Genomic DNA, 23,117 nt, shown 5'->3' on the forward strand with positions numbered 1-23,117 from the left:
GCTAGGACTGCCTGACCCGCAGGAGCTCCGGCACGGCTTCCACCTCCGAAGGGTCCAGGGCGTCGCGCATGGTGACCCTGACGGCATGCTTGACCACCGCGCCCAATCCCGCGTCCTCCGGCTGTGCCACCAGCGCCTTCCCGCGCACCTGCCGCTGCTCGGCCGATCCCGTGCCGCGGGCGATAATGTCCTCCACGCCCTGCCGGGCCAGTGCCAGCTCGCCCTGCTCATCCAGCACGGGCGCAAGGTAATCCACCAATGACCGGACCACGTCGGCAGCGCGCGCCGGGCGGAAGTTGCCGAAGTCCAGCAGTTCTCCGCTGAGTCCTGCGCTGCTGGCCTGGAAGGAGGCCATCCTGAGCAGCACCGTGGGTACGGGCGCCGGGTCAACGCCGTCGCGCCATTCCCGCCCGGCTGATTCGACCAGGGCGCGCACCAGGCAGGCGATCAACGCCGCGTCCTCGGCGCGCAGGCATACGTCGGCCACCCTGACTTCGACGGTGGGATGGTTCCTGGAGAGCCGCGCGTCGAAGTACAGCATCCCCTCGTCCAGCATCACACCGCTGTCCAGCAGCCGGGTGACCACCCTCCGGTACGCAGGGTATGTCCCGTAGATCCCGGCCGGACCGGAGGTGGGCCATCTGTTCCAGGCTTGGGTGCGGTAGCTTTCGAATCCCGTGGGGACACCATTCCAGAACGGCGAATTGGCGCTCAGGGCCGTCAGCACCGCCAACTTGTCCCGGATGCGGTCCAGGACGGCCACGCCCTCTTCGGGGGACTCGATGTAGGTGTGCACGTGGAATCCGCAGGTCAGCTGTTCCTGGGCCGTGAGTCCAAAGCGTTCCAGCATCCTGGCGTACCGCGGGTCCGGGGTGGTGTGGCTGTTGAGTCCCAGCGGGGAGGTGGCCAGGGCGGCCACCCGGGCCTGGTGCTTCTGCGCCGCCCGGTCGGCAAGTGTCCTTCCGGCCCGGATCTGGTTCAGGAGCTGGCCGTATTCCAGGCACGGCCGCGTCTGCGTCTCGATCTGTTCCAGCTTCAGCTCGGCACTCAGGCCCATGCCGTCGTCGTCGTAAACCGTCTTGTCCTCGGTTTCGAGCGTGTGCGGATCCCGCGGGCGCGGCCCTGGCGCGTGCGGGCCGTCGGCCGAATCGTCGGCGGCGACCTGGCGCCCGGACAGCAGGGCATCGGCAAGAGCGAGCGGTTCTCCGGTTTCCGGATGAACGATCAGGAGCTCTTCCTCGACGCCGAATGTACGCATACCCACATTGTCCGGCAGGGACGCGCGAAGTGAAGGGACCTTCCCCTTCATGACGAAGCGTGAATGTCAGTCCTGGAAATACTCGATCCTGGCGCCGAGGGTGTTGAGCCGCTCGGCCAGGTCCTCGTAGCCGCGTTCAATCACGTAGATGTTGCGCAACTCGGAGACGCCCCGGGCGGCGAGCATGGCCAGCAGCAGGCAGGCGGCCGGGCGCAGGGCGGGCGGGCAACCCACCTCGGCCGCGCGCCACTTGGTGGGGCCGTTCACGTAGATGCGGTGCGGATCCAGCAGCTGCACCTGGGCCCCCAGCCGGTTCAGCTCGGTGAGGTAGATGGCGCGGTTCTCATAAACCCAGTCGTGGATCATCGTCTGGCCGGTGGCATTGGCGGCGATCACGGCAAAGAAGGGCAGGTTGTCGATGTTGAGGCCGGGGAAGGGCATGGGGTGGATCTTGTCTTCCGGCGCCTTGAGTTCGGACGGTTTGGTGGTCACGTCCACCAGCCTGGTGCGGCCGTTGCGCGCCATGTACTCGCCCGAAATTTCCAGCTGCTGGCCCATCTGCTCCAGCGTGGCCAGCTCGATTTCCATGAACTCGATGGGGACCCGGCGGACCGTGACCTCTGAGTTGGTGACGATCCCGGCGGTGATCAGGCTCATCGCCTCAATGGGGTCTTCGGAGGGGAAGTACTCGATGTCCTCGTTGATGGCGGGCTTCCCGGTGATCCGCAAGGTGGTGGTGCCCACGCCCTCGATGGTCACGCCCAGCATCTGCAGGTAGAAGCAAAGGTCCTGCACCATGTAGTTGGGGCTGGCGTTGCGGATCACGGTGGTGCCCTCGCGGTGGGCGGCCGCCATGATGGCGTTTTCCGTGACCGTATCGCCGCGTTCGGTCAGCACGAAGGAACGGTGCCGCGAGTCAGCCGGCGGAGCCTGCACGGTGTAGAACCCAGCGGTGGCTTCCACCGACAGGCCGAACTGGCGCAGCGCCTGCATGTGCGGCTCAACGGTGCGGGTGCCCAGGTCGCAGCCGCCGGCGTACGGCAGGCGGTACTCGGCGGATTCATCCAGCAGGGGTCCCAGCAGCATGATGACGCTGCGGGTGCGCCGGGCAGCCGCGACGTCCATCGAGTCCAGGTCAAGGACAGCCGGGCGGCGCAGGCGAAGATCGGTGGCGTTGAGCCAGGTGCATTCCATGCCAATGCTGGTGAGCACCTCGACGATCCGGTTGACCTCCTCGATCCGGGCCAGCCGGCGCAGCACGGTGGTGCCGCGGTTGATGAGGCTGGCGCACAGCAGGGCCACACCGGCGTTCTTGCTGCTGTTCACATCCACCGCCCCGGAGAGCGTTTGTCCGCCCTCGACGCGGAGGTGGGTCATCTGCGGTTTGCCCACGTTGACGATGCTGCGGTCGAAGATGGTCTCCAGCCGCTGGATCATCTTCAGGCTCAGGTTCTGCTTTCCCTGCTCCATCCGCGCCACGGCGCTTTGGCTGGTGCCCAGCTCGGCGGCAAGCTGGCCCTGGGTCCAGCCTTTCTCGCTCCTGGCGTTCCTCAGCATGACGGCGACGTGTTCGGCGGTTTCCTGGGTCATGCAGCGAATATATCATAAATGAGTTTTCGCAGCTTCCAAGAAGAGGTTACGCCTCGGTAAGGAGCTCTGTTTATCTTTTCTATGCGATAGATCCACAGTGCGGCGTTGCTCCTTGTCCTTACCGTGATAGCGCGGGAGACTGGAATTGAACGTTTTCCCCAGCGGTAACGGAGCCCATCATGCCCCGGACTCGAGCCCACCTCCCGGTCTTCAGGCTGGCGTGGCTGCTGGTGGCAGCAATCCTGTTCACCTGCGGCGGCCCCGCCTTCGCCGGCTCTTCCGACGATCCGCATGCGACCGACGGCCGGTCCCTGCTGGGCAACGATGTTTCCTGGCCGCAGTGCAACAAAGACCTTCCCACCGGCCAGGCGTTTGCCATCGTGGGCGTCAATAACGGTTTGGCCAACAACACCAACCCGTGCCTGCAGGAACAGCTCGAATGGGCCCGGTCGTCGTCGGGAGCTGCCGCCTCGCAGCCGAAGGCGCAACTGTACGTCAACACCGCCAACCCCGGGAGGGCGGGGTCCTGGTGGCCCGTCAGCGACGAGTACCCCACCGGATCGAAGGTCCACAATCCGTACGGTTCATGCAGGGCCGGGGACTACGGCACCGCCTGCGCCTACATGTACGGCTACGCCAAGGCCTTCGACGCCGCCTACGTCCGCGGTGTCTGCAACCCCGCCGGATACTTCTGGTGGCTGGATGTGGAAACCGAAAACACCTGGTCCAGCAACAAGGACGCCAACCGCACGGTCCTGGAAGGCATGACGGACTTCTTCCACAGCATCGACGCCGACGGCGTGGGCATCTACTCCACCGGCCAGCAGTGGAACCGGATCGTGGGCACCGTCGGCAGCTCCAGCAACCTCTACCCCTTGCCAAGCTGGCTGGCCGGCGCCCGGAACGCTTCCTCGGCCGCCGCGGCCTGCTCCAGGGCTCCGCTGACGGCAGGAGGGAAAGTAGTGCTGACCCAGTTCATCCGCGACGGGCTGGACTACAACCACCCCTGCAGCTGAGGCCTCAGCCGCCTATCCACAGCATGTTCCAGGTGCCGGCCCAGACGGCTGCGGTGACGGCGAGTCCAGCCACGGCCAGGCCGCCCGCCAGGACCCAGGCGTCCAGCAGGCTGTAGGCGGAGACGCGGGCCCACGTCCTGGGCCCGCCGCCGAAACCGCGCGCCTCCATGGTGACGGCGAGCCGGGAAGCCCGCCTGATGGCCTGGACCAGCAGGCCGAAGCTTTGCCCCAGCGTCGCCTTGACCCGCTGCACCAGGCTGCCCCGCGAGCCGACACCTCGGGCACGGCGCGCCATGCCGATGGTCTGCCATTCCTCTGCCATCAAGCCCATCAGTCGCATCGCCGCCAGGGTTCCCAGGACGAAGCGGTGCGGCAGCCGCGCCTTCTGTGCCAGGGCATCGGCAAGGTCTGTCGGGTCGGTGCAGCTCATCAGCAGCACCGCCGGCAACGCGATTGCCAGGCCGCGCAGCAGGAAGCCCACGCCGGTTTCCAGCGAGCCCTCGCTCATGGTCCAGATGCCGGCGTCGATCAGCGTCCGGCCACTGTCCGGGGCCAGGATCGACGTGCTCCAGCCACCCACGGCGGCCGCGAGGATCAGGGGCCAGCCGCGCTGCCACAGCAGGGCGAAGGTGAGGCCCGCCAGGGGGAACACCAGCAGTTCGAACACCAGTGCCACCGAGGCGGACACCCAGTCGATGGACAGGGCCAGCACCACGGTAATGAGGACGACGGCGGCCAGTTTGCTTAACGGATTGGCCCGGGTCAGCAGCGCCGCATTTCCCCGCAGGTTCAGTTCCTGCCTCATGGCCGCCCCGCTTCCGCCGCAAGCTTCAGTTCCGTGCCGCCGAGGGCCGCGGTGAACTCGGCGTCGTGGGTGACGGAGACAACGGCCGTGCCGGCATCCAGGAGTTCGGAGAGGAAGGACGCAAGCTCGGCCCAGGTGTTGGCATCCTGGCCAAAGGTGGGTTCGTCCAGCACCAGCACCTGTGGACTGGCTGCCAGGACCGTGGCCACGGAAAGCCGGCGCTTTTCACCGCCGGACAGCGTGTACGGGTTTGCGTCCACCAGGTGCGTGAGCCGCAGCCGTTCCAGCAACTCGTCCACCCGCTCCGCGCCGTGGCCCAGGTGCCGGGGTCCAAAGAGCAGTTCGTCCAGGACGTTGCCGGTGACAAACTGGTGTTCGGGCTCCTGGAACACGGTCCCGATCCGCTCAATCAGCTGCTCCGCTTTCCAGCGGCAGGGATCTATTCCCGCACCGCGGGCCAATGCAGTGGTGGCGGACACCGCGCCGTCCACCGGCTCCAGCAGGCCGGCCAGGGTCAGGGCGAAGGTCGATTTTCCGGCGCCGTTGGGGCCGGTAACAGTGAGCGCCTGCCCTGCCCGGACCTGGGCGGTGATGCCCTCCTGCACGGGAACGGGAGGTATCTTCCGGAAGCCCCTGCGCCGGGGACGCTGCCGGGAGACGGCCAGGGCCTCCGCGGCGAGCAGCAGATCGCCTGTTCCGGGAGGCACGTCGGCGGCCCTTGCCCGGGTGGCCGGAACGTATCCCGGCACCCACACGCCCGCAGAGATCAGCATGCTCCGGGCATCGGCAAGCACCTGGTCCGGCGGACCGTCCAGGAGCACGGCGGGATCTATGTGATTGCCGGGTTGGAGGACCACGATCCGGTCAACCAGGTCCTTCCACACAGATACCCGGTGTTCCACCACCACCAGCGTGGCCCCGGTCTTGTCCAGGCTCCGGGCCACCGCGTCACGGACCTCCAGCACGCCTGCAGGGTCCAGGTTGGCGGTGGGCTCGTCCAGGAGGACAAGCCCGGGCCGCATGGCGAGGATGCCCGCGAGCGCCAGGCGCTGCTTCTGGCCGCCGGACAACGCCGACGTCGGGTGGTCGAGCGGCAGGTGGGAAAGTCCGACGTCGGCCAGCGCCTCGTGCACCCGCGGCCAGATCGCCTCGCGGGGCACGGCGAGGTTTTCCGCGCCGAAGGCGACGTCGTCGCCTACCCGCGACAGGACCACCTGCGTCTCGGGGTCCTGCTGCATGAGGCCGGCACGGCCCCGCTGCCCCCGGGGGGATCCGCCGTCAACCAGCAGCGAACCGGACTCGTCGGACTCGCCTGCCTCGCCGTCGTCGTCCACGTCGCCCAGCACGCCGGCGAGCGCGTGGAGGAGCGTGGACTTACCCGCGCCCGACGGTCCGAGCAGGAGCACGCGCTCCCCCGGGCTGATGTCAAGGTCCAGGGCCTGGACGGCGGGCCTGGTCCGGCCGGCGTGCCGCCAGCCCCAGCCGCGGGCGGTGACTGCCGCAGGCCGCACCGTGTGGGGCGCTGCCGCGTGGGAAGGCGCGGCCATCAGGAGAAGACGGGCTCCGTTGCGGCCTTCCGCGAGGCGAACGGGGCCAGCACGCCGGTCCTGGCCAGGCCGCGGGTGGCAACCCAGGACAGGGCTCCGGCGATGATGGCACCCGAGACCATGGTGAAGACGATGTACGCGAGCTTGTCCCCGCCGGAGTAGGCGATGTTCCAGCCCCAGGGGGCGAAGGAATCGTTCAGGCCGCAGAACAGCCCTGCCGCGGCGCCGGCCAGCAGCGAGACGGGGAGGTTGAACCTGCGGTAGACGAAGATGGCGAAGATGATCTCGGCGCCCAGGCCCTGGACGAACCCGGAGAACAGCACTGATGCACCGTACTGCGAACCCATGAGCAGTTCCCCGGTGGCGGCCACGGTTTCGCAGAACAGCGCAGCGCCGGGCTTGCGGATAATGAGCATGCCCAGGACTGCCGGAATCATCCAGCCGCCGGCCAGCAGGCCGGTGAGGGGCGGATAGGCGGCGTTCATGGGTGCCGAGACGGCCGCAGCCCCCTGGGACCAGGCCCAGAAGATCACGCCGCCGGCGACGGCGATCAGCGCCGCCACGACGATGTCGACAACCCGCCAGGACCTGCCGGCGGTCTTCTTCAGTGATGCAGTGCTCATGTGATCCTCCTGGAAAAACAGGAGGGGAAAGTGTCAGCAGCTTGCGGCCGGTACGCCGCAGCCACGCACTTCGAGAACTCGACTCCCTTGCGCCGGTACTAACCGGATCAGGTTCGAGGGTCTGCGGCTGTCCGCACTCTCAGCGCCCGCCTGCTTTTCCCGGCTGGTGGGCCGGGGCGGTGGCGGCGCTCCCCTGTCGTTGTTTGTGTCGTTGATGATGCTGTGGATGGTGTTGCAGTGCCCTTCCGGGCGTGGTCAAGTTTACACCGGCGGGGAGTAGATTGTGGGCCATGACTGCCAATCCTCCACATGTGACTGAGTTCGACCCGGACTCCGATGCCGCGCAGCCGGAAGGCTCCCTCCAGGCCCTCATGGGCCGCGTCGAGGCCGAAACGCGTGAACTGCAATTCCCGGGCTTTTCGGCGGACGACGCCCTCAACCTCGGTCTCCTGCTGGTGGAGCTGGGCAAGGAACGGAACCTTCCCATTGCGATCGACATCACCAGGGGTGAGCAGGTCCTGTTCCATGTCGCACTGCCGGGCGCCACCCCGGACAACGAGTACTGGGTGCGCGCCAAGCAGCGCACCTCGGCCCGCTACGAGGTCCCGTCGCTGCTGGTGGGGCTGCGGGGAAGGGTCCGGGGCGGCCGGATCGAGGACAACGCCTGGTTTGACCAGTCCCGCTACGCCGCACACGGGGGCGCCTTTCCGGTCTATGTCACCGGCGTGGGCGCCGTGGCCACCGTGACGGTGTCCGGACTGCCGCAGGTGGCGGACCATGACCTGGTGGTGGAGGCGATGCGTGGAGTCCTGGGCCTGCCCGAGGCGGATGACGCGCCACAGTAGCCTGCCTCCTTCAGCCAAGGGGAGGGACGCAAAGGAAGCTTGCTTACTTTTTATTAGTAAACATGCTTACTATGTTGTCCCGGCAACACCCAGGAGCACAGGACATGGCATCAAGCACCCGAACCCGGCGTACGCGTTCGGGGCTGCAGTGGGCGGCGCTCGGGGCAGGCGCCCTGTTCCTGGCCGCGGGCGCCTTGGGGTTCGTCCCCGGCGCAACAAACAACCATCATGCCCTGGAGTTCGCCGGCCCCGGCTCCAAGGCAACACTGCTGGGCATCTTCCAGGTGTCCGTGCTCCACAACGTCCTGCACGGCATCTTTGGACTTGCCGGGGTCCTCGCCTTCAGGGCGCACCGCCATGCCCGCAGCTTTTTCGTGTACGGCGGCGTCGCCTACCTTGCCTTGTGGCTTTTCGGGCTCGTCGCGAGCGACGAAACACCGTTGAACATTCTCCCTGCAAATGACCCGGACAACATCCTGCATCTGGTTCTCGGGCTGGCCATGATTGTCGTGGCCATCGTCCTGTCGCCCCACACGCCGCGGCCCTCCCCTCACAAACAGCATCAAGGAGCATCATGAAACGCCCTGCGCCGAGGGGTCCCCTCAGCACCGCCCTGCTCACCGTCCTGTCCGGCGCTCCCGACGACGCCGCGGAGGACTTGGACATCCTGCACCGCCTGGCTGCTGCCCGCATTGGGGAGACCCCGGACATCATCGACGACGACGATGTCCAGCTGGCCCTCTTCTGCCTCTACGAGCTGCATTACTCCGGCCTCGACGGCGTGGACGACGCCTGGGAATGGGAACCTGAACTCCTCCGCGTACGCCGGCTGCTGGAGGGCCCGTTTGAGGCTGCCCTGCGGTGCGCGGCCGGAGACGCCGCGGAAGGCCTGGAGCTCGATTCGGCAGCAAACAGCGACCAGGTGGCCGATGCCCTGTTCAGGCTGGCAGCGAGCGACGCAGGGCCCAGCGTCTCCCGGTACGTTGCCCGCAAGGCCAGCCTCGAACAGCTCAAGGAGTTCCTGGTCCACAAATCGATCTACCAGCTGAAGGAGGCCGACCCGCACACCTGGGCAATCCCCCGGCTGACCGGCCGCGCCAAGGCAGCAATGGTGGAGATCCAGGCGGACGAGTACGGCGGGGGCCGGCCGGAGCGGATGCACAGCACGCTTTTTGCGCGGACCATGCGCGGCCTGGGCCTGGACGACCGGTACGGAACGTACGTCGACGCCGTGCCTGCACTGTCCCTGGCCGCGGTGAACCTGATGTCGCTGTGCGGACTGAACCGCCGGCTGCGGGGTGCCATCGCCGGCCACCTGGCCATCTACGAAATGACGTCCTCCCAGCCCAACCGCTTCTACGGCAACGGCTTCAGGCGGCACGGCTTCGGACCCGACGTCACCCACTACTTCGATGAGCACGTGGAAGCCGACGCCGTGCACGAACAGATCGCCGGCCGGGACCTTGCAGGAGGCCTCGTCGAAGCAGAGCCCGGGCTGCTGGCCGATGTCATCTTCGGCGCCACGGCCGCCATGGCCATCGATGCCAGGATGTCCGCCCACCTGGTGGGCTCATGGGAGAACGGCCGGTCCTCGTTGCGGACGGCAGGCCCGGCGGCGGCATGATCCACGAAGGGCTGCTGCCCGCCGAATACATCCTGCCGTTGCGCTGGACCGAGGACAGCGGCTTGTCCGAACTGGCCGGCTACCTGGGGAAGCTGGTCACGTGGATACCCGTTGCCGTCATTGACGGTTCGCCCTCCGCCTTGTTCAAGCGTCACCGCGAGCACTTCCCTCCCGGCATCCGGCACATCCGTCCGGCAGCAGGGCCGGCCCACGGCAACGGCAAGGTGGCCGCCGTGCTCACCGGAGTCCGTTCGGCACGGGCGGAACTGCTCATCCTGGCCGATGACGACGTCCGCTACACGCAAAAGTCCCTCGCCGACGTCGTCCATCACCTGGGCAGTGCAGACGTGGTCCGGCCGCAGAACTATTTCGACCCGCTGCCCTGGCACGCCGCGTGGGATACTGCCCGGACACTGATCAACCGCGCCTGGTCAGCCGACTTTCCCGGCACCCTGGGCCTGCGCCGCAGCGCACTGCTGGCCACGGGCGGCTATGAACCCGTCCTTTTCGAGAACCTGGAGCTGATCCGGACCATCCGGGCGGCCGGGGGGCGTGAAAAGATCCTGCCTGACGTGTTCATCGCCCGCAGGCCGCCCAGCGCCCGGCATTTCCTCACACAGCGTGTCCGCCAGGCCTACGATGACTTCGCCCAGCCCGCGCGGCTGCTGGTGGAGCTGGCACTGCTTCCCGCCGTGCTGTCCGCGATGCTGCTGCCCGCAGGCGCCCGGCGGATCATTTTCCCCGCGCTGGCAGTGGCGGCGGTTGCCGTCGCCGAGCTGGGAAGGCAGCGCCACCGTGGCACAGCCGCCTTCCCGCCCCGCACCGCATGGTTTGCCCCCTTGTGGGTGCTGGAACGGGCGGCCTGCGTCTGGGTGGCGCTGTGGTTCCGGCTCCGCGGCGGCGTTCACTACGCCGGCACCCGGATAGCCACGGCGGCCCATTCGACATCCGGACTCCGGCGGCACCACCGCGGAACGCTTCCCGGACCCGGTGCTGCCGCGGCCGCACCCACTATGCCTCGCGCCGGCCACGGCGCCGGACCTGAGAGGAACGCCTGTGAAGCAGGACCAGCCTGAGAGCTCCATTGTGGTTTGCCCGGACGGACCGTTGATCGTCCGGGGGGATTTCGAGATCGTGACGCCATCCGGGCTTCCCGTTCCCCGTGACCGCCAGACGGTGGCGCTGTGCCGGTGCGGCGCGTCCGCCATCAAGCCCTACTGCGACGGCACCCATAAGTTCACGAAGTTCCGCTCCGGACCCGCAGTGCAGGAAGGACCCGCCCCGGAAGACGGTTGACACCTTCCCCCGGTCACGGGAAGGATGAAGAGAAAGCGTTTTCTCGCGTGCCATCCCCCAGTAAGGAGGCCGGGTACCGTGCCCAGCCGGCAAGACCCCATCGACCGTGAGGCGCTCGTGCGGCGCCACAACGTGGAACAGGACTCGCTGGACCCACGGAGCCCGGTGTCCGTCGGGAACGGCGAGTTCTGCTTCACCATGGATCTGAGCGGCCTGCAGTCGCTGCCCTCCCTGTACCCCGTGGCCGCACGCGGGGAACTCACACCCGGGACCCTACTGGGCACCCAGGCGCAGTGGGGCTGGCACTCCATGCCGGTCCAGGAGGAGTACACCCTCGCCGGTTCCACCGTTCTCTACGATTCCCCGCGGGGTCCGGTCCCCTACGTGGACATGGTGGGCGCCATCGTGGACGGCCGGGAAGCAGGATCATCCCCCGCCGAAACCTGGCTGCGTGCCAATCCCCACCGGCTGGACCTGGGCCGGCTCGGGTTCGTCCTGCCGGACCGGGCATCGCCGGCCCTCACCGAGAACGACATTACGGACGCGCACCAGGTACTGGACCTCTGGACGGGGACGGCCACCAGCATCTTTACGCTGCAGGGCAGGCCGGTGAACGTCACCACGGCCTGCCATCCGCAGAGGGATGAGCTGGGCTTCCGGGTCCTCTCCCCTGCACTGGCCGACGGCCTGGCCGTGTCGCTGGCCTTCCCGTACGGCTCAGAGGCGTGGCACGACGCCGCCGACTGGTCCAGGCCCCAGGCGCACTCCACCACGTTGACGGCGGCACCGGCGCCTGACGGCGGCGGGCGGTGCTGGCTGGTCACCCGCACGCTGGACGGTTCGGGATACCAGGTGGCCGTCACCGGTGACGGGCTGCACGTGGAACCTGCGGGCCAGCATGGCGTGCTGATCAGTGCAGCCGACGGCAGGGACACGCTGGACTTCAGCGTCCACTTCATCAGCACCGGACAGGGCGACTGCCTGCCGCGGGGCAACGGAGGCATCGGGAGCGGGCCTGCGGCGGAGCCGCAGCAACCAGGCAGTGGGAGGGGCGGCGCGGCCCCGCCAACCGGGCCGGCCGCCCCGGCAGCCGGCAGCGCCGTCATCGCCGCGTCCCGCTCCGGCTGGCCCGGATTCTGGAAGTCCGGAGGCGCCGTCGACCTTTCCCTCACGGCCGATCCCCGCGCCGCTGAAATCGAGCGCCGGGTGATCCTCTCCCAGTACCTCACGGCCATCAACTGCTCCGGTTCGCTGCCGCCGCAGGAAACGGGCCTGGTATGCAACTCCTGGCGCGGACGCTTCCACCTGGAGATGCACTGGTGGCACGCCGCCCACTTTGCGCTGTGGAACCGGACCTCGCTGCTGCTTCCGGCGCTGCGCTGGTACGCGTCGGTCCTGGAGCCTGCGCGGCAGACGGCGAAGGCCCAAGGGTTCGACGGCGTCCGCTGGCCCAAGCAGGTCGGTCCGGACGGGCGCGAGAGCCCCAGCCCCATCGGCACCTTCCTGATCTGGCAGCAGCCGCACCCTATCCATCTCGCGGAACTGGCGTACCGGGCAGAGCCGTCGAGGGAAGTGCTGGAGGAATTCGCGGAGGTGGTGTTTGAAAGCGCCGAGTTTATGGCAGCGTTCGCGCACCCGACCGAACGGGGTTTCGAGCTGGGGCCGCCGCTTGTTCCGGCGCAGGAGAGCTATGAGTCCATCCGCGGCAGGGCCAGCAACCCCACGTTCGAACTCGCCTACTGGCAGTGGGCGCTGCGGACCGCCAGCACCTGGCGGGAACGGCTGGGGCTGCCGCCGCGGGACACCTGGCTGGCCGTGGCTGACGGGATGGTCCCGCCCAAGGTGCTGGACGGCACCTACGCAGCGATCGACGTCGAGCCTTACACCATCCGCACGGACCACCCGTCCATGCTGTGTGCCCTCGGCGTGCTGCCGCAGACGGACATCATCGATCCGGATATCATGCGCGCCACCCTGGCCAGCGTGAGGATGGACTGGGACTGGGACAGCACCTGGGGGTGGGACTACCCCGTCATGGCCATGGCCGCAGCCCGCCTCGACGATCCGGAGACGGCCGTGGACGCGCTGCTGATGGACGCTGCGAAGAACCTGGTGCTGCCCAACGGCCACAACCGCCAGACGGCATCGCTGCCCCTCTACCTGCCGGGCAACGGCGGGCTGCTCGCCGCGGTCGCCCTCATGGCGGCCGGCTGGGAAGGCGGCCCGCAACGCGACGCCCCCGGTTTCCCGGCCGGCTGGACGGTGGCATGGGAGGGCCTGGTCCCCGCGCCGTAGCCGAATCAGGCCCCTTGGCTGCCCTGAGCCAGTAGGGTGGGTTACGGACCGTTTTACCGCCCGCAAGGAGTACTACGCATGAACTTTCTCATCAAGCTGCTCGGCACCGGCGTCAGCCTCGGCGCCGGCTTTGTTGGCACCAAGCTGGTGAACACCATCTGGGAGAAGACCACCGGCAACAAGCCGCCCACCGGCAAGGACGAGGACGTTCCCACCAGCCTCCGGTCCGCCCTCACCTTCGCGCTGATCTCCGCCTTCGTCAGCACCATCATCCAGGTGCTGGCCAACCGCGGCACCCAGCGCGCCATCACGCGGTTCGCCAAGTCGCAGGACATCGTCTAGCCGCAGCTAGTCCTTCGGCACTCCGCCGTCGTCCGGGCCGTCCTGATGGGCAGCCTGGGCGGCGGCTTTCTGCACCACCGCATCCAGCTCGTCGGAGGTGAGCAACTCCCGGTGCAGGTGCTTGGTGCGGTAGCCGGCCCGGCCCACCATGTGGGCGGACACCGGGACGGTCAGCAGCTGGAAGATCCAGGCCACCACCAGCACCGGCCACACCCACCAGGTGCGCATCTGCAGGCCGATGGAGGCCAGGAGCAGGAACAGCCCCAGCACCTGCGGCTTGGTGGCCGCGTGCATGCGGCTCAGGAGGTCGGGGAAGCGCAGCAGGCCGATGGCGGCACCGAGGGACATCACGGCACCCACCACCATGAACACGGCGGACACCAGGTCGATCCAGCCGTCCACGCTGCCCAGGTCGGGAAACATCAGGTCAGGGTTCACTGGGGTGCTCCCTCCGGTCGGCCACGAAGCGGGCAACGGTCACCGATCCGATGAAGCCGATGACCGAGATGGCCACCACCAGCATCAGATTGTTCAGGTGCCGGTTGACGGCCATGTCGATGCAGAGGGCGGCCCCCAGGATAGCCAGCAGCACGTCGGACGCCAGCACGCGGTCCAGCAATGACGGGCCGCGGGCAATGCGGATAATCGCCCCGCCGGCGGCCAGCGAGAGGATGACGGACGTGGCCACCAGGACGGCGGGCATCATGCGGCGGCCTCCGCCAGGACGGCGTCGAGTTCTTCCTTGGTGCCCATGATCCGGATCAGTCCGGCTTCGATGGCACGGACGTCATTGCGCAGGTTTTCCACGTCCTCGGGTGAGCTGATGTTGATGGCGTGCAGGTACAGCGTGGAGGTGGACCTGTCCACCTCCACCACCAGGGAGCCCGGGATCAGCGAGATCACGTGCCCGGTGGCGGTAACGATGAGGTCCTGGTGGCTCCGGAGCGTCACGGCCACGACGGCGTTGGTGACCTTGGGCCCGCGCGCCACCGCCAGGTACAGGATCTGGAAGCTTGCCACCACCACCCGGAACAGGAACATCAGGGCGAACGGGATGGCATGCCGGATGTTGAACCGGCCGCTGAGTTCAACGGGCGGCAGGTAGAACAGGCGCGCGACGGCGATGGCCAGCAGTGCCCCGAACAGCAGGTTGCCGGGGCTGAAGTCCTGCCAGAGTGCGCCCCACACGATCACCAGCCACACCAGGAGGGGCAGTTCCTGGCGCAGGGAAATACGCTGACGGCTCATTGTCCCCCTCCTGCCGGCGCGGCGGCGGGCGGGACGGTGGTGTCCCCGCCCAGGACAGCCTGGATGTAGGGGGCACGGTCCAGCATGTCAGCCGCAGCCCGGTCGGACAGGCCGAACAGCGGTCCGGCGAACACGGTCAGCGCCATGCCCAGGACCACCAGACCGGCGGTGGATCCCACCATGCTGCGGGGCATCAGGGTGGAACGCACCAGGGTGCTGCTGCCGCCGGTTCCCGCCCGGCTGAGCTCCGGGACGGGCAGCAGGGGCCGGCCGGATCCTGCGGCCACCGGTTCCTGCTCCAGCGCTTCCTCCTCCACCTGCTGCCCGGGCGCGGCCAGCAGGACCGGGTCCGGGTGTTCGGCGTCCGTGGGGCGGCGCCAGAAGGCACGGTTCCAGACCCTCGCCACGGCCAGGAGGGTCAGGAGGCTGGTCACCACGCCGCCGATCACCAAGGCGTACGCCAGCGGGGTGCCCAGCTCCACACCGGCCTGGAGCAGCCCAACCTTGCCCAGGAACCCGGAGAAAGGAGGGATGCCGGCCAGGTTCATCCCGGGAATGAAGAACAACAGGGCCAGCAGCGGGGAGATCTTGGCCAGCCCGCCCAGCCGGTCCACGGAGGAACTTCCGCCACGGCGTTCGATCAGGCCCGTGACCAGGAACAGGCTGGTCTGGATGGTGATGTGGTGGGCCACGTAGAACACCGCGGCCGACAGACCCACCACGGAGGACATGGCCAGGCCGAACACCATGTAGCCGATGTGGCTCACCAAGGTGAAAGAGAGCAGACGTTTGATGTCGCTCTGCGCCAGCGCACCCAGGATGCCCACCACCATGGTCAGCAGCGCCGCAATCATCAACGGCGTATTCAGTGAATCGCCTGGGAACAGCAGGGTCTCGGTGCGGACCATCGCGTAGACGCCTACTTTGGTCAGCAGGCCGGCGAACACGGCCGTGACCGGGGCCGGCGCCGTCGGGTAGGAGTCCGGCAGCCAGAAAGACAGCGGGAAGACTGCGGCTTTGATGCCGAACGCCACCAGCAGCATGACGTGCAGCAGGGTCCGGGTGCCCTGGTCCAGGTCGCCGAGCTTGATGGCGAGGTCCGCCATGTTCACTGTGCCGGTGGCGCCGTACACCATGGCAATGGCGATCAGGAACAGCACCGAGGACACCACGGAGACCACCACGTACGTGACGCCGGCGCGGATGCGGGGGCCGGTGCCGCCCAGGGTCATCAGGACGTAGCTTGCCGTGAGGAGGATTTCGAAGCCGACGTAGAGGTTGAAGAGATCGCCGGAGAGGAACGCGTTGGACACGCCCGCCACCAGGATCAGGTAGGTGGGGTGAAAGATGGACACCGGCGCGTCCTTATCCCCGTCGGCCATGCCCTGGCCCGTGGCGTACACGAGGACGGCCAGGCTGACGGCGGAGGACACCACCAGCATCAGGGACGAGAACTGGTCCACCACCATGACGATGCCCCACGGCGGGATCCATCCGCCGATGCTGACCGCCACGGTGCCGCCGTCCCAGACGGCCGCGAGCAGGAAGCACTCCAGCAGCAGGGTCAGGGACAGCAGCCCGATGCTGACGGCCCGCTGGGCACGGGAGTGCCGGATCAGCATGAAGGTCAGGGCGGCGCCCAGGATGGGAAGTACGACGGCGAGCGGGGCCAGGCTGGCGATGTTCACTGTCCGCCTCCTTCCGGTCCGGGGTTGATGGTTCGGGAGCCGGGCTTTTCCTCTTGCGCGGCGTGCTCGGCGGGCAGTTCCCGGTCGCCGGCCACCACGGTGGCGGTGCCGCCGCGGGTCCTGGCCGCCTCCGGCCCGTCCGTGGGCCTGGCTCCGGTATCGGGGCCCTGGTCCGAGATGTCCTGCCCGTCGCTGCCCAGCATGGTGAGCGGAAACTCGGACGTTTCGGCCGGGATCTCGGCGTCGTCCTCCGCGTCGAAGCTGGGGGTTTCGGCAACACGGAGGTCTTCCACGTCGTCCTGGATCTCGTCCTGGCGTGCCAGCACCCAGGTGCGGTAGATGATGCCCAGCATGAAGGCCGTGACGGCGAAGGAGATGACGATGGAGGTCAGGATCAGCGCCTGCGGCAGCGGATCGTTGTAGTCCCCCGCCGCGGTGTCCTTGGAGAACAGCGGCGCCAGGCCCGCATACCCGCCGGTGGCCAGGATCAAAAGGTTGGTGGCGTTGGCCAGGAGCATGAGTCCCAGCAGGACACGGGTGAGGCTGCGTTCAAGGATCAGGTAGATGCCACAGGCGTACAGGGCGCCCATGACCAGCAGCAGGGCGAGATTGATGCTCATGCCTTGCCTCCTGAAATGGTCTGGGCTGCCATGTCTTCCGTTTCCTCGTCCTCCACGGGCTCGGCGGCCCGCTCCTCGATATGTTCGTCCACTTCGGCCCCGAGGCTGCGCAGCACGTCCAGGACCAGGCCCACCACCACGATGTACACGCCGATGTCGAAGATCGTGGACGTGACGAACTTGATGTCCCCGAACACGGGGAGCCAGAACTGGAGGATGGCGCTCTGGAACACCTGGCCGCCCAGGAAGAGCGGCGCGGCTCCGGATGCCGCTGCCGTGGCCAGACCGATGCCGAGCAGTCCGCCGGCGCTGACCGGGGTGGCCTCGCTCAGTTCGAACCGGCCGCCGGCCAGGTACCGGATGGTGAGGGCGAGCCCTGCCGTCAGGCCGCCCGCGAAGCCGCCGCCCGGCAGGTTGTGGCCCGCGAACAGCAGGTAGAGGGAGAAGATCACCAGGGAGTGGAACACGAGCCGGGTGACCACTTCGAAGATGATGGACCGGCGCTCCGGAGCCAGTGTCCGGCCCGCCACCAGCCAGGCGTCGCGGGCGGCCGTGGCGAACTTCCGGCTGATGGCCAGCGCCGCGCCGTCCCGGGAGCCGGGATCCACCCCGTGGAACCGGCCCACGGTGCCCTCCGCCACGGAGGAGGAGGCGCGGAGCCGGTCGCCGCGGCCCCGGACAAAGATCAGGCTGGCCACACCGGTGGCGGCCAGGGCCAGGACGGTGATCTCGCCGAAGGTGTCCCAGGCGCGGATGTCCACCAAGGTGACGTTGACAATGTTCTGGCCGCCGCCGCCCTCGTAGGCGAGCTGCGGGAACTGCAGCGAAATGGGTGCAGCTACGCGTGCCCCCATCGCGAAGATGGCCGCGAACACCATGGTGGCGCCGAAGGCCGCGCCGATGATGACCCGGACCACCCGGTATTTGCCGCCGGTACGGTCACGCAGCTCGGGCGGGAGGCGGCGCATGCCCAAGACGAAGGCCACCAGGATGATGGTCTCCACCAACATCTGGGTGAGCGCCAGGTCCGGGGCGCCCTGGAGGGCAAACACCAGGGCAATCCCGTAGCCGGTGACTGACACCATCAGCACCGCCAGGAAGCGCTTGTTGGCCTTCACCGCGGCGAGGGCGCCGATGATGATACCGGCGCCGATGACAAGCTGCAGCGGTGACCCGGGATCCACCAGGTAGATGCCGTCGGGGAGCGGGTTCCCGGCGAGGAGGATGGCCGTCAGGGGAAGGACGAACGCCACGGTGAGGATGACCGCGAGGTAGAAGTAGAGCGAACCGCGCTGGGTGCGGCCAGTGATCCAGACGGCCACATCATCCAGGGCGCCGATGGTCAGCTGGTAGGCGCGGTCCGCGTCCACCCAGTCCGGAACCAGCGCCTGGGCGCGGGACACGGCGTTGCGGCCGAAGTACATGGCCGCGCCGAGCACGAACGTGAGCGCCGTGAGCCCCAGGGCGGGCGTCAGGCCGTGCCACAGCGCAAGGTGCCCTGCCTGCTCGGCCGGTGTGCCGGCGTCGACCGCGGTGGAAGCGAATAGCGCCGCGTAGGGCTGGATCCAGGCGTCCACCGGCACCGGCCACAGGCCGTACACGATGGTGAGGAGGCTCAGGATGGCCGGCGCGGCGATGAAGGAGGGCCGCACGGCCTTGAACGGGGTGGGGTCCACGCCTGGCTTGACGGCGAAGGCACCCCACATGAACCGGGCGCTGTAGGCGAAGGTCAGGACCGAACCCACCACGATGCCTGCCAGGACCACCATGCCCCAGGGTCCGGCGTCCGGGTCGCCGGCGTGGTGGACGAAGGCCTCCAGGACGGATTCCTTGGCCACGAACCCCGCCAGGAGCGGGACGCCCGCCATGGACGCGGCACCGACGCCCGCCACGATGCCCAGGGCGCGGGAGGACCGGAAGACGCCGGAGAGCTGGCGGACGTCGCGGGTCCCGGACTGGTGGTCGATGATGCCCACCACCAGGAAGAGGGTTGCCTTGAACAGGCCGTGGGCCAGCAGCATGGCCAGGCCGGCCAGCGCGGCGTCGGGTGTGCCCAGGCCCACCACCATGCTGAGGAAGCCGAGCTGGCTGACGGTGCCGTAGGCGAGGATGAGCTTGATGTCGGTCTGGCGCAGCGCCCGGTAACCGCCGATCAGCATGGTCGCCAGGCCCAGGCCCAGCACCACCGGCTGCCAGTAGGCCGTCTCCGCGAACCCGGGCGCCAGCCGCGCCACCAGGTAGATCCCGGCTTTGACCATCGCGGCGGCGTGCAGGTAGGCGCTGACCGGGGTGGGCGCGGCCATGGCACCGGGCAGCCAGAAGTGGAACGGCACCAGCGCCGACTTGGTGATGGCCCCCACCAGGATGAGGACGACGGCGGCGCTCACCATCGCGCCGGACGGCCCGTTGGCAAGGGCCTGGGCCTGGTCGAGGATGGTGGAGATGCGGTACGTGCCCGCGGCCTGTCCCAGCATGATCAGGCCAACCAGCATGGCAAGGCCGCCGGCTGTGGTGACCATCAGTGCCTGCAGCGCCGAGCGGCGCGCGGCGAGCCTGGTCCGGGCGAACCCGATCAGCAGGTAGGACAGGATGGTGGTCAGTTCCCAGAAAATAAAGAGGAGCAGCAGGTCGTCGGCCACCACCAGGCCGAACATGGCGCCGGCGAATGCCAGCAGCTGGGCTCCGAAGGCGCCGAGGTCCTGGTCCTTCCGCTTGAAGTACCGGGCACAATAGGCCAGCACGAGCGCGCCGACTCCCAGCACCAGCAGGGACATCACCCAGGCCAGCGGGTCCATGCGGAAGGCGAACTCGAGGCGCAGGCCCGGAATCCACGGAATGACCTCGGCCACGGCGCCGCCGGAGTAGACCGGACCATGCTGGAACAGGAGCCAGATGAAGGAAGCTGCCGGAACCGCCGCCAGGGCGTAGAATGCGTTGCGGCCCCAATTCCTGAAGAACAACGGCGCCAGCACAGCCACCGAAAAGTGCACGGCAAGGACTGTGATCACTGGTATCTCCGCAACGTCAGGAATTCGATTGTCAAAAGTTGGAGCAGGCGGCAAAGCGTTGGGTTCGGGAGAGCCCAGTTTATCAAGCCCCGGCGTCCTCCCTGTCGCGTTTTCAGGATGGGCGGGTATCATTCCGCGCCAGTCGGGGCTTTCGTCCGCGTCCTGTTCGCCCTCGGCGGATACGATGCACCTATGAACAGCGCCAGCGCTCCCCGGGCAGTGCAGCCGTCCTCTGAGCTCGCCTCCGGCAACGACGCCTCCAGCAAGGGCAGGATCCTGGCTTGGGCATCCTGGGACTGGGGCTCGGCGGCCTTCAACGCCGTAATGACCACCTTCGTGTTTACCGTGTACCTGACGTCCAACGCCTTCGGCGGCGAGGACCAGGCCTCGGCCGTGCTGGGCGCCGCCCTCGCCGTCGCCGGGTTTGCCATTGCGCTGCTGGCGCCTGTGACCGGGCAGCGCTCTGACGCCGGCGGCCGGCGGAAGCTGTGGCTGGGAGTCAACACGGCTGCCGTCGCCGTCCTCACGGCTTCGTGTTTCTTCGTCTACCCGCAGCCCGAATTCCTGCTGCTCGGCGTCACCCTGATCGCGTTGGGGAACGTGTTCTTCGAATTCGCCGGGGTCAACTACAACGCCATGCTGGCCCAGATCTCCACCCCGCGGAACATCGGAAAGGTCAGCGGCATCGGGTGGGGTGCCGGGTACCTGGGCGGCATCGTGGCCCTGCTCATCGTGCTGCAGCTGTTCGTCCAACCCAGCTTCGACTGGTTTGGCGCGTCCACCGAGGACAGCCTGAACATCCGGCTGGTGGCCGTCTTCTCTGCGCTCTGGTTTTTCGTTTTCGCGCTCCCGGTCCTGTTCGCGGTGCCGGAACTGCCCAAGACGGGGCAGGCGGCCCGGCTGGGGATCGTGGCCAGCTACCGCCTGCTCTTCCGCCGGATCCGCGCCATCTACGCCACCAGTCCGCACACCATCTATTTCCTGCTTGCCAGCGCGGTCTTCCGGGACGGTCTCGCCGCGGTGTTCACGTTCGGTGGGATCATCGCGGCCGGGACCTTCGGATTCGCCCTGCCGCAGGTCATCTTCTTCGCCATCTTCGGCAACATCGTCGCGGCCATTGGTGCGGTCATCGGGGGTTTCCTGGACGACAGGCTCGGCCCCAAGACGGTCATCATCGGCTCGCTGGTCGGCCTGCTGGTGGCCGGAACGGTGATCCTGGTGCTGGGCAACGGGGACTACGTCTTCTTTGGGTTGGAATGGGCGGGCAGCACCACGTTCTGGGTGTTCGGCCTGTTCCTCTGCCTGTTCGTGGGCCCGGCACAGTCGTCCTCGCGGGCGTACCTGGCCCGCCTTGCCCCGCACGGCGAGTCCGGTGAACTCTTCGGCCTGTACGCCACCACCGGCCGGGCCGTCAGCTTTCTGGCGCCGGCGCTTTTCACGCTCTGCATCACCGTCGCCACCCCGCTGGTGGCCGCCGGGCAGGCGCAGCGCTGGGGGATCCTGGGCATCATGGTGGTCCTGCTGGCCGGCCTGCTGGTCTTGCTGCCGGTCAAGTCGCCGGACAAGGCGCCCATCGCCGTCGTGCCCCCTGCCTGACGGCCACCCCGCAGCGGCCCCGGAAGACTAGGCTTTAACCATGAACGTGGACGAAACGAACCTCCCCGGCCTCGGCCTGCGGAAGGACTTCATGACAGCTTCCGGCCGCCGGATCGGCGTCGTCGAGCTGCGCGAGGGCCAGACCGAGCTCATCATCTCCACCTGGGATGACCCCGACACCTGCCAGGCGTCGATTCCGCTGACCAGCGACGAAGCAGCCACCCTGGGCAACCTGCTGGGCGGGCAGCACCTGGCCATGAAGCTCACCGAGGAGCATAAGGACGTGCCGGGCATCGTCACCCGGCAGTTCTCCATCGCCCCCGAGTCCCCGTTCCAGAATCAGCCCATGGGCAAGGCGTGCATCCGCACCCGCTGCGGCGTCTCCATCGTGGCCATCATGCGCGAAGGCGAGGTCCTGCCCTCGCCGGGACCCGACGTCGTACTTCACAGCGGTGACCTGCTGGTCGCCGTGGGAACGCTGGAAGGCCTCGACTCGGCGGCCACCATCTTGCGCCACGGCTGAGTCCTATGGATCCGCTCGCCCTGACCCTCATTGAACTGGGGGCCGTTGTGTTCTGCCTTGGCCTGCTGGCCAGACTGGCCGGACGCATCGGAATGTCGCCCATCCCGCTCTACCTCCTGGGCGGCCTGGCCTTCGGGGCGGGAGGCGTGGTCAAGCTGGAGGGCATGCACGAGTTCTCGCATCTTTCCGGGGAGATCAGCGTCATCCTCCTGCTGCTTATGCTCGGATTGGAATATACGGCGGCGGAGCTGTTCACCGGATTGCGGCGGTCGTGGCAGGCCGGCGCCCTGGACCTTGTCCTGAATTTCCTCCCCGGCGCCGCACTGGCGCTCCTCCTCGGCTGGGGCGGCGTGGGGGCGATGGTCATGGGCGGCATCACCTACATCTCCTCGTCCGGCATCGCTGCGAAGGTCATCACGGACCTGGGCAGGCTGGGCAACCGCGAAACGCCCGTGGTGCTCTCCATCCTGGTGTTCGAGGACCTGGCCATGGCCGTGTACCTGCCCATCCTCACCGCCACCCTGGCCGGGGTCAGTTTCCTGGGCGGGCTCACCACCGTGGCGATCGCCCTGGCCGTGGTCACCGTGGTGCTGATGGTGGCGCTGCGGCACGGACATCACGTTTCCAAGGCCGTGCACAGCGAGAACTCTGAGGTATTCCTCCTGAACGTGCTGGGCGCAGCGCTGCTGGTGGCCGGGCTGGCGTCCGCCATGCAGGTGTCCGCGGCCGTTGGCGCCTTCATGCTGGGCATCGCCATCTCCGGCGCCACCGCCCACAACGCCACCCGCATACTCGAACCGCTGCGCGACCTGTTCGCCGCGATATTCTTCGTGGCCTTCGGACTCAACACCGACCCCTCGTCCATTCCACCGGTCCTGGGCTGGGCCCTGGTGCTGGCGGTTGTGACCGCGGGGACCAAGATGGCAACGGGAATCTGGGCGGCCAAACGGGAAGGCATTGCACGGCCGGGCCGGTTCCGCGCGGGTGCAACGCTGATAGCCCGCGGCGAGTTCTCGATCGTCATCGCCGGGCTGGCCGTGGCGTCCGGGGCGGTCCCGCCCTACCTTGCCGCACTGGCCACCGCCTACGTGCTGCTCATGGCGATGCTCGGGCCGCTCGCAGCCCGCTTCGTCGAACCCGTGGTGAAGGTGGCCTCGCGCCGCCGGCAGGTGCCGGCGCAGGCCTAGCGGCGT

The 23,117-nt window shown here is 68.1% G+C and carries 22 protein-coding genes and 1 riboswitch; of the genes, 11 read left to right on the forward strand and 11 right to left on the reverse strand.

The annotated features are described in order from the left end of the window. Window position 1: 1 nt before the first annotated feature. Window positions 2-1,258 (reverse strand): glutamate--cysteine ligase 2, encoded by a 1,257-nt coding sequence (locus AS031_RS10080; protein ID WP_058268092.1) that lies wholly within the window; start codon window positions 1,256-1,258, stop codon window positions 2-4. A gap of 66 nt (window positions 1,259-1,324) precedes the next feature. After that, on the reverse strand, window positions 1,325-2,848 hold the full coding sequence (locus AS031_RS10085; RefSeq protein ID WP_058267993.1) for a UDP-N-acetylglucosamine 1-carboxyvinyltransferase: 1,524 nt from the start codon (window positions 2,846-2,848) through the stop codon (window positions 1,325-1,327). Between the two features lie 179 nt (window positions 2,849-3,027). On the opposite strand from AS031_RS10085, the gene AS031_RS10090 reads away from it, so the two are divergent. Continuing rightward, window positions 3,028-3,864: a glycoside hydrolase family 25 domain-containing protein gene (locus AS031_RS10090; RefSeq protein ID WP_058267994.1), complete on the forward strand. Its 837-nt coding sequence runs from the start codon at window positions 3,028-3,030 to the stop codon at window positions 3,862-3,864. A 4-nt stretch (window positions 3,865-3,868) separates the two neighbouring features. Here AS031_RS10090 and AS031_RS10095 read toward each other — a convergent pair whose 3' ends face one another. From AS031_RS10095 to AS031_RS10105, 3 genes are read right to left on the reverse strand one after another with little or no spacing between them, the layout of a single operon-like run. Continuing rightward, complete coding sequence (locus tag AS031_RS10095; RefSeq protein WP_058267995.1) at window positions 3,869-4,669, reverse strand: energy-coupling factor transporter transmembrane component T family protein; 801 nt, start codon at window positions 4,667-4,669, stop codon at window positions 3,869-3,871. Then, window positions 4,666-6,216, reverse strand: a complete 1,551-nt coding sequence (locus AS031_RS10100) for an ABC transporter ATP-binding protein (protein ID WP_058267996.1) — start codon at window positions 6,214-6,216, stop codon at window positions 4,666-4,668. Before AS031_RS10100 ends, AS031_RS10095 begins: the two co-directional genes overlap by 4 nt. Next, window positions 6,216-6,839: an ECF transporter S component gene (locus AS031_RS10105; RefSeq protein ID WP_058267997.1), complete on the reverse strand. Its 624-nt coding sequence runs from the start codon at window positions 6,837-6,839 to the stop codon at window positions 6,216-6,218. The genes AS031_RS10100 and AS031_RS10105 overlap by 1 nt, the downstream gene beginning before the upstream one ends. A gap of 66 nt (window positions 6,840-6,905) precedes the next feature. Beyond that, a riboswitch (TPP riboswitch) is annotated at window positions 6,906-7,044 on the reverse strand. A gap of 85 nt (window positions 7,045-7,129) precedes the next feature. On the opposite strand from AS031_RS10105, the gene AS031_RS10110 reads away from it, so the two are divergent. The 7 genes from AS031_RS10110 (at window position 7,130) to AS031_RS10140 (ending at window position 13,241) form a co-directional block, all read left to right on the forward strand. Further along, window positions 7,130-7,684: a heme-degrading domain-containing protein gene (locus AS031_RS10110; protein ID WP_058267998.1), complete on the forward strand. Its 555-nt coding sequence runs from the start codon at window positions 7,130-7,132 to the stop codon at window positions 7,682-7,684. Window positions 7,685-7,788: 104 nt separating this feature from the next. Beyond that, the gene (locus AS031_RS10115) at window positions 7,789-8,262 is read left to right on the forward strand and encodes a DUF4383 domain-containing protein (protein WP_058267999.1); all 474 of its coding nucleotides are present in this window, start codon (window positions 7,789-7,791) and stop codon (window positions 8,260-8,262) included. Then, window positions 8,259-9,308, forward strand: a complete 1,050-nt coding sequence (locus tag AS031_RS10120) for an iron-containing redox enzyme family protein (RefSeq protein ID WP_058268000.1) — start codon at window positions 8,259-8,261, stop codon at window positions 9,306-9,308. Before AS031_RS10115 ends, AS031_RS10120 begins: the two co-directional genes overlap by 4 nt. Continuing rightward, the gene (locus AS031_RS10125) at window positions 9,257-10,384 is read left to right on the forward strand and encodes a glycosyltransferase family 2 protein (RefSeq protein WP_074446949.1); all 1,128 of its coding nucleotides are present in this window, start codon (window positions 9,257-9,259) and stop codon (window positions 10,382-10,384) included. The genes AS031_RS10120 and AS031_RS10125 overlap by 52 nt, the downstream gene beginning before the upstream one ends. Beyond that, the gene (locus tag AS031_RS10130) at window positions 10,365-10,604 is read left to right on the forward strand and encodes a CDGSH iron-sulfur domain-containing protein (RefSeq protein ID WP_058268001.1); all 240 of its coding nucleotides are present in this window, start codon (window positions 10,365-10,367) and stop codon (window positions 10,602-10,604) included. Before AS031_RS10125 ends, AS031_RS10130 begins: the two co-directional genes overlap by 20 nt. Window positions 10,605-10,628: 24 nt before the next feature. Further along, complete coding sequence (locus AS031_RS10135; protein WP_371325981.1) at window positions 10,629-12,899, forward strand: hypothetical protein; 2,271 nt, start codon at window positions 10,629-10,631, stop codon at window positions 12,897-12,899. Window positions 12,900-12,977: 78 nt separating this feature from the next. After that, window positions 12,978-13,241: a DUF4235 domain-containing protein gene (locus AS031_RS10140; protein ID WP_058268003.1), complete on the forward strand. Its 264-nt coding sequence runs from the start codon at window positions 12,978-12,980 to the stop codon at window positions 13,239-13,241. Window positions 13,242-13,247: 6 nt separating this feature from the next. Here the strand turns inward: AS031_RS10140 and mnhG are convergent, their stop codons facing one another. From mnhG to AS031_RS10170, 6 genes are read right to left on the reverse strand one after another with little or no spacing between them, the layout of a single operon-like run. Further along, entirely contained in the window at window positions 13,248-13,664 is a 417-nt protein-coding gene (mnhG, locus tag AS031_RS10145; RefSeq protein WP_058268093.1) for a monovalent cation/H(+) antiporter subunit G, read from the reverse strand. A 4-nt stretch (window positions 13,665-13,668) separates the two neighbouring features. Further along, entirely contained in the window at window positions 13,669-13,947 is a 279-nt protein-coding gene (locus tag AS031_RS10150; protein ID WP_058268004.1) for an MrpF/PhaF family protein, read from the reverse strand. Beyond that, on the reverse strand, window positions 13,944-14,489 hold the full coding sequence (locus AS031_RS10155) for a Na+/H+ antiporter subunit E (RefSeq protein WP_058268005.1): 546 nt from the start codon (window positions 14,487-14,489) through the stop codon (window positions 13,944-13,946). The genes AS031_RS10150 and AS031_RS10155 overlap by 4 nt, the downstream gene beginning before the upstream one ends. Next, on the reverse strand, window positions 14,486-16,177 hold the full coding sequence (locus tag AS031_RS10160; RefSeq protein WP_058268006.1) for a Na+/H+ antiporter subunit D: 1,692 nt from the start codon (window positions 16,175-16,177) through the stop codon (window positions 14,486-14,488). Before AS031_RS10160 ends, AS031_RS10155 begins: the two co-directional genes overlap by 4 nt. Beyond that, complete coding sequence (locus AS031_RS10165; protein WP_058268007.1) at window positions 16,174-16,797, reverse strand: Na(+)/H(+) antiporter subunit C; 624 nt, start codon at window positions 16,795-16,797, stop codon at window positions 16,174-16,176. The genes AS031_RS10160 and AS031_RS10165 overlap by 4 nt, the downstream gene beginning before the upstream one ends. Continuing rightward, the gene (locus AS031_RS10170; RefSeq protein ID WP_058268008.1) at window positions 16,794-19,805 is read right to left on the reverse strand and encodes a Na+/H+ antiporter subunit A; all 3,012 of its coding nucleotides are present in this window, start codon (window positions 19,803-19,805) and stop codon (window positions 16,794-16,796) included. Before AS031_RS10170 ends, AS031_RS10165 begins: the two co-directional genes overlap by 4 nt. Window positions 19,806-19,997: 192 nt before the next feature. Here AS031_RS10170 and AS031_RS10175 point away from each other — a divergent pair, with 192 nt between their 5' ends. The 3 genes from AS031_RS10175 to AS031_RS10185 are packed head-to-tail and all read left to right on the forward strand — an operon-like array spanning window position 19,998 to window position 23,111. Further along, window positions 19,998-21,401, forward strand: coding sequence for an MFS transporter (locus tag AS031_RS10175; RefSeq protein ID WP_058268009.1), 1,404 nt, complete (start codon window positions 19,998-20,000; stop codon window positions 21,399-21,401). A 40-nt stretch (window positions 21,402-21,441) separates the two neighbouring features. After that, a complete protein-coding gene (locus AS031_RS10180; RefSeq protein WP_058268010.1) occupies window positions 21,442-21,924 on the forward strand; it encodes a cation:proton antiporter regulatory subunit in 483 nt (160 codons plus the stop codon). Between the two features lie 5 nt (window positions 21,925-21,929). Beyond that, on the forward strand, window positions 21,930-23,111 hold the full coding sequence (locus AS031_RS10185) for a cation:proton antiporter (RefSeq protein ID WP_058268011.1): 1,182 nt from the start codon (window positions 21,930-21,932) through the stop codon (window positions 23,109-23,111). The last annotated feature ends 6 nt before the right edge of the window (window positions 23,112-23,117 follow it).

The sequence above is a fragment of the Pseudarthrobacter enclensis genome (assembly GCF_001457025.1).
Classification (GTDB): domain Bacteria; phylum Actinomycetota; class Actinomycetes; order Actinomycetales; family Micrococcaceae; genus Arthrobacter; species Arthrobacter enclensis.

What these genes read in the sequence shown, in the direction of transcription:
- AS031_RS10080 (WP_058268092.1), bottom strand. Translation starts at nt 1,258, where the DNA reads ATGCGTACATTCGGCGTCGAGGAAGAGCTCCTGATCGTTCATCCGGAA.
- AS031_RS10085 (WP_058267993.1), bottom strand. Translation starts at nt 2,848, where the DNA reads ATGACCCAGGAAACCGCCGAACACGTCGCCGTCATGCTGAGGAACGCC.
- AS031_RS10090 (WP_058267994.1), top strand. Translation starts at nt 3,028, where the DNA reads ATGCCCCGGACTCGAGCCCACCTCCCGGTCTTCAGGCTGGCGTGGCTG.
- AS031_RS10095 (WP_058267995.1), bottom strand. Translation starts at nt 4,669, where the DNA reads ATGAGGCAGGAACTGAACCTGCGGGGAAATGCGGCGCTGCTGACCCGG.
- AS031_RS10100 (WP_058267996.1), bottom strand. Translation starts at nt 6,216, where the DNA reads ATGGCCGCGCCTTCCCACGCGGCAGCGCCCCACACGGTGCGGCCTGCG.
- AS031_RS10105 (WP_058267997.1), bottom strand. Translation starts at nt 6,839, where the DNA reads ATGAGCACTGCATCACTGAAGAAGACCGCCGGCAGGTCCTGGCGGGTT.
- AS031_RS10110 (WP_058267998.1), top strand. Translation starts at nt 7,130, where the DNA reads ATGACTGCCAATCCTCCACATGTGACTGAGTTCGACCCGGACTCCGAT.
- AS031_RS10115 (WP_058267999.1), top strand. Translation starts at nt 7,789, where the DNA reads ATGGCATCAAGCACCCGAACCCGGCGTACGCGTTCGGGGCTGCAGTGG.
- AS031_RS10120 (WP_058268000.1), top strand. Translation starts at nt 8,259, where the DNA reads ATGAAACGCCCTGCGCCGAGGGGTCCCCTCAGCACCGCCCTGCTCACC.
- AS031_RS10125 (WP_074446949.1), top strand. Translation starts at nt 9,257, where the DNA reads ATGGGAGAACGGCCGGTCCTCGTTGCGGACGGCAGGCCCGGCGGCGGC.
- AS031_RS10135 (WP_371325981.1), top strand. Translation starts at nt 10,629, where the DNA reads ATGAAGAGAAAGCGTTTTCTCGCGTGCCATCCCCCAGTAAGGAGGCCG.
- AS031_RS10140 (WP_058268003.1), top strand. Translation starts at nt 12,978, where the DNA reads ATGAACTTTCTCATCAAGCTGCTCGGCACCGGCGTCAGCCTCGGCGCC.
- mnhG (WP_058268093.1), bottom strand. Translation starts at nt 13,664, where the DNA reads ATGTTTCCCGACCTGGGCAGCGTGGACGGCTGGATCGACCTGGTGTCC.
- AS031_RS10150 (WP_058268004.1), bottom strand. Translation starts at nt 13,947, where the DNA reads ATGATGCCCGCCGTCCTGGTGGCCACGTCCGTCATCCTCTCGCTGGCC.
- AS031_RS10155 (WP_058268005.1), bottom strand. Translation starts at nt 14,489, where the DNA reads ATGAGCCGTCAGCGTATTTCCCTGCGCCAGGAACTGCCCCTCCTGGTG.
- AS031_RS10165 (WP_058268007.1), bottom strand. Translation starts at nt 16,797, where the DNA reads ATGAGCATCAATCTCGCCCTGCTGCTGGTCATGGGCGCCCTGTACGCC.
- AS031_RS10175 (WP_058268009.1), top strand. Translation starts at nt 19,998, where the DNA reads ATGAACAGCGCCAGCGCTCCCCGGGCAGTGCAGCCGTCCTCTGAGCTC.
- AS031_RS10180 (WP_058268010.1), top strand. Translation starts at nt 21,442, where the DNA reads ATGAACGTGGACGAAACGAACCTCCCCGGCCTCGGCCTGCGGAAGGAC.
- AS031_RS10185 (WP_058268011.1), top strand. Translation starts at nt 21,930, where the DNA reads ATGGATCCGCTCGCCCTGACCCTCATTGAACTGGGGGCCGTTGTGTTC.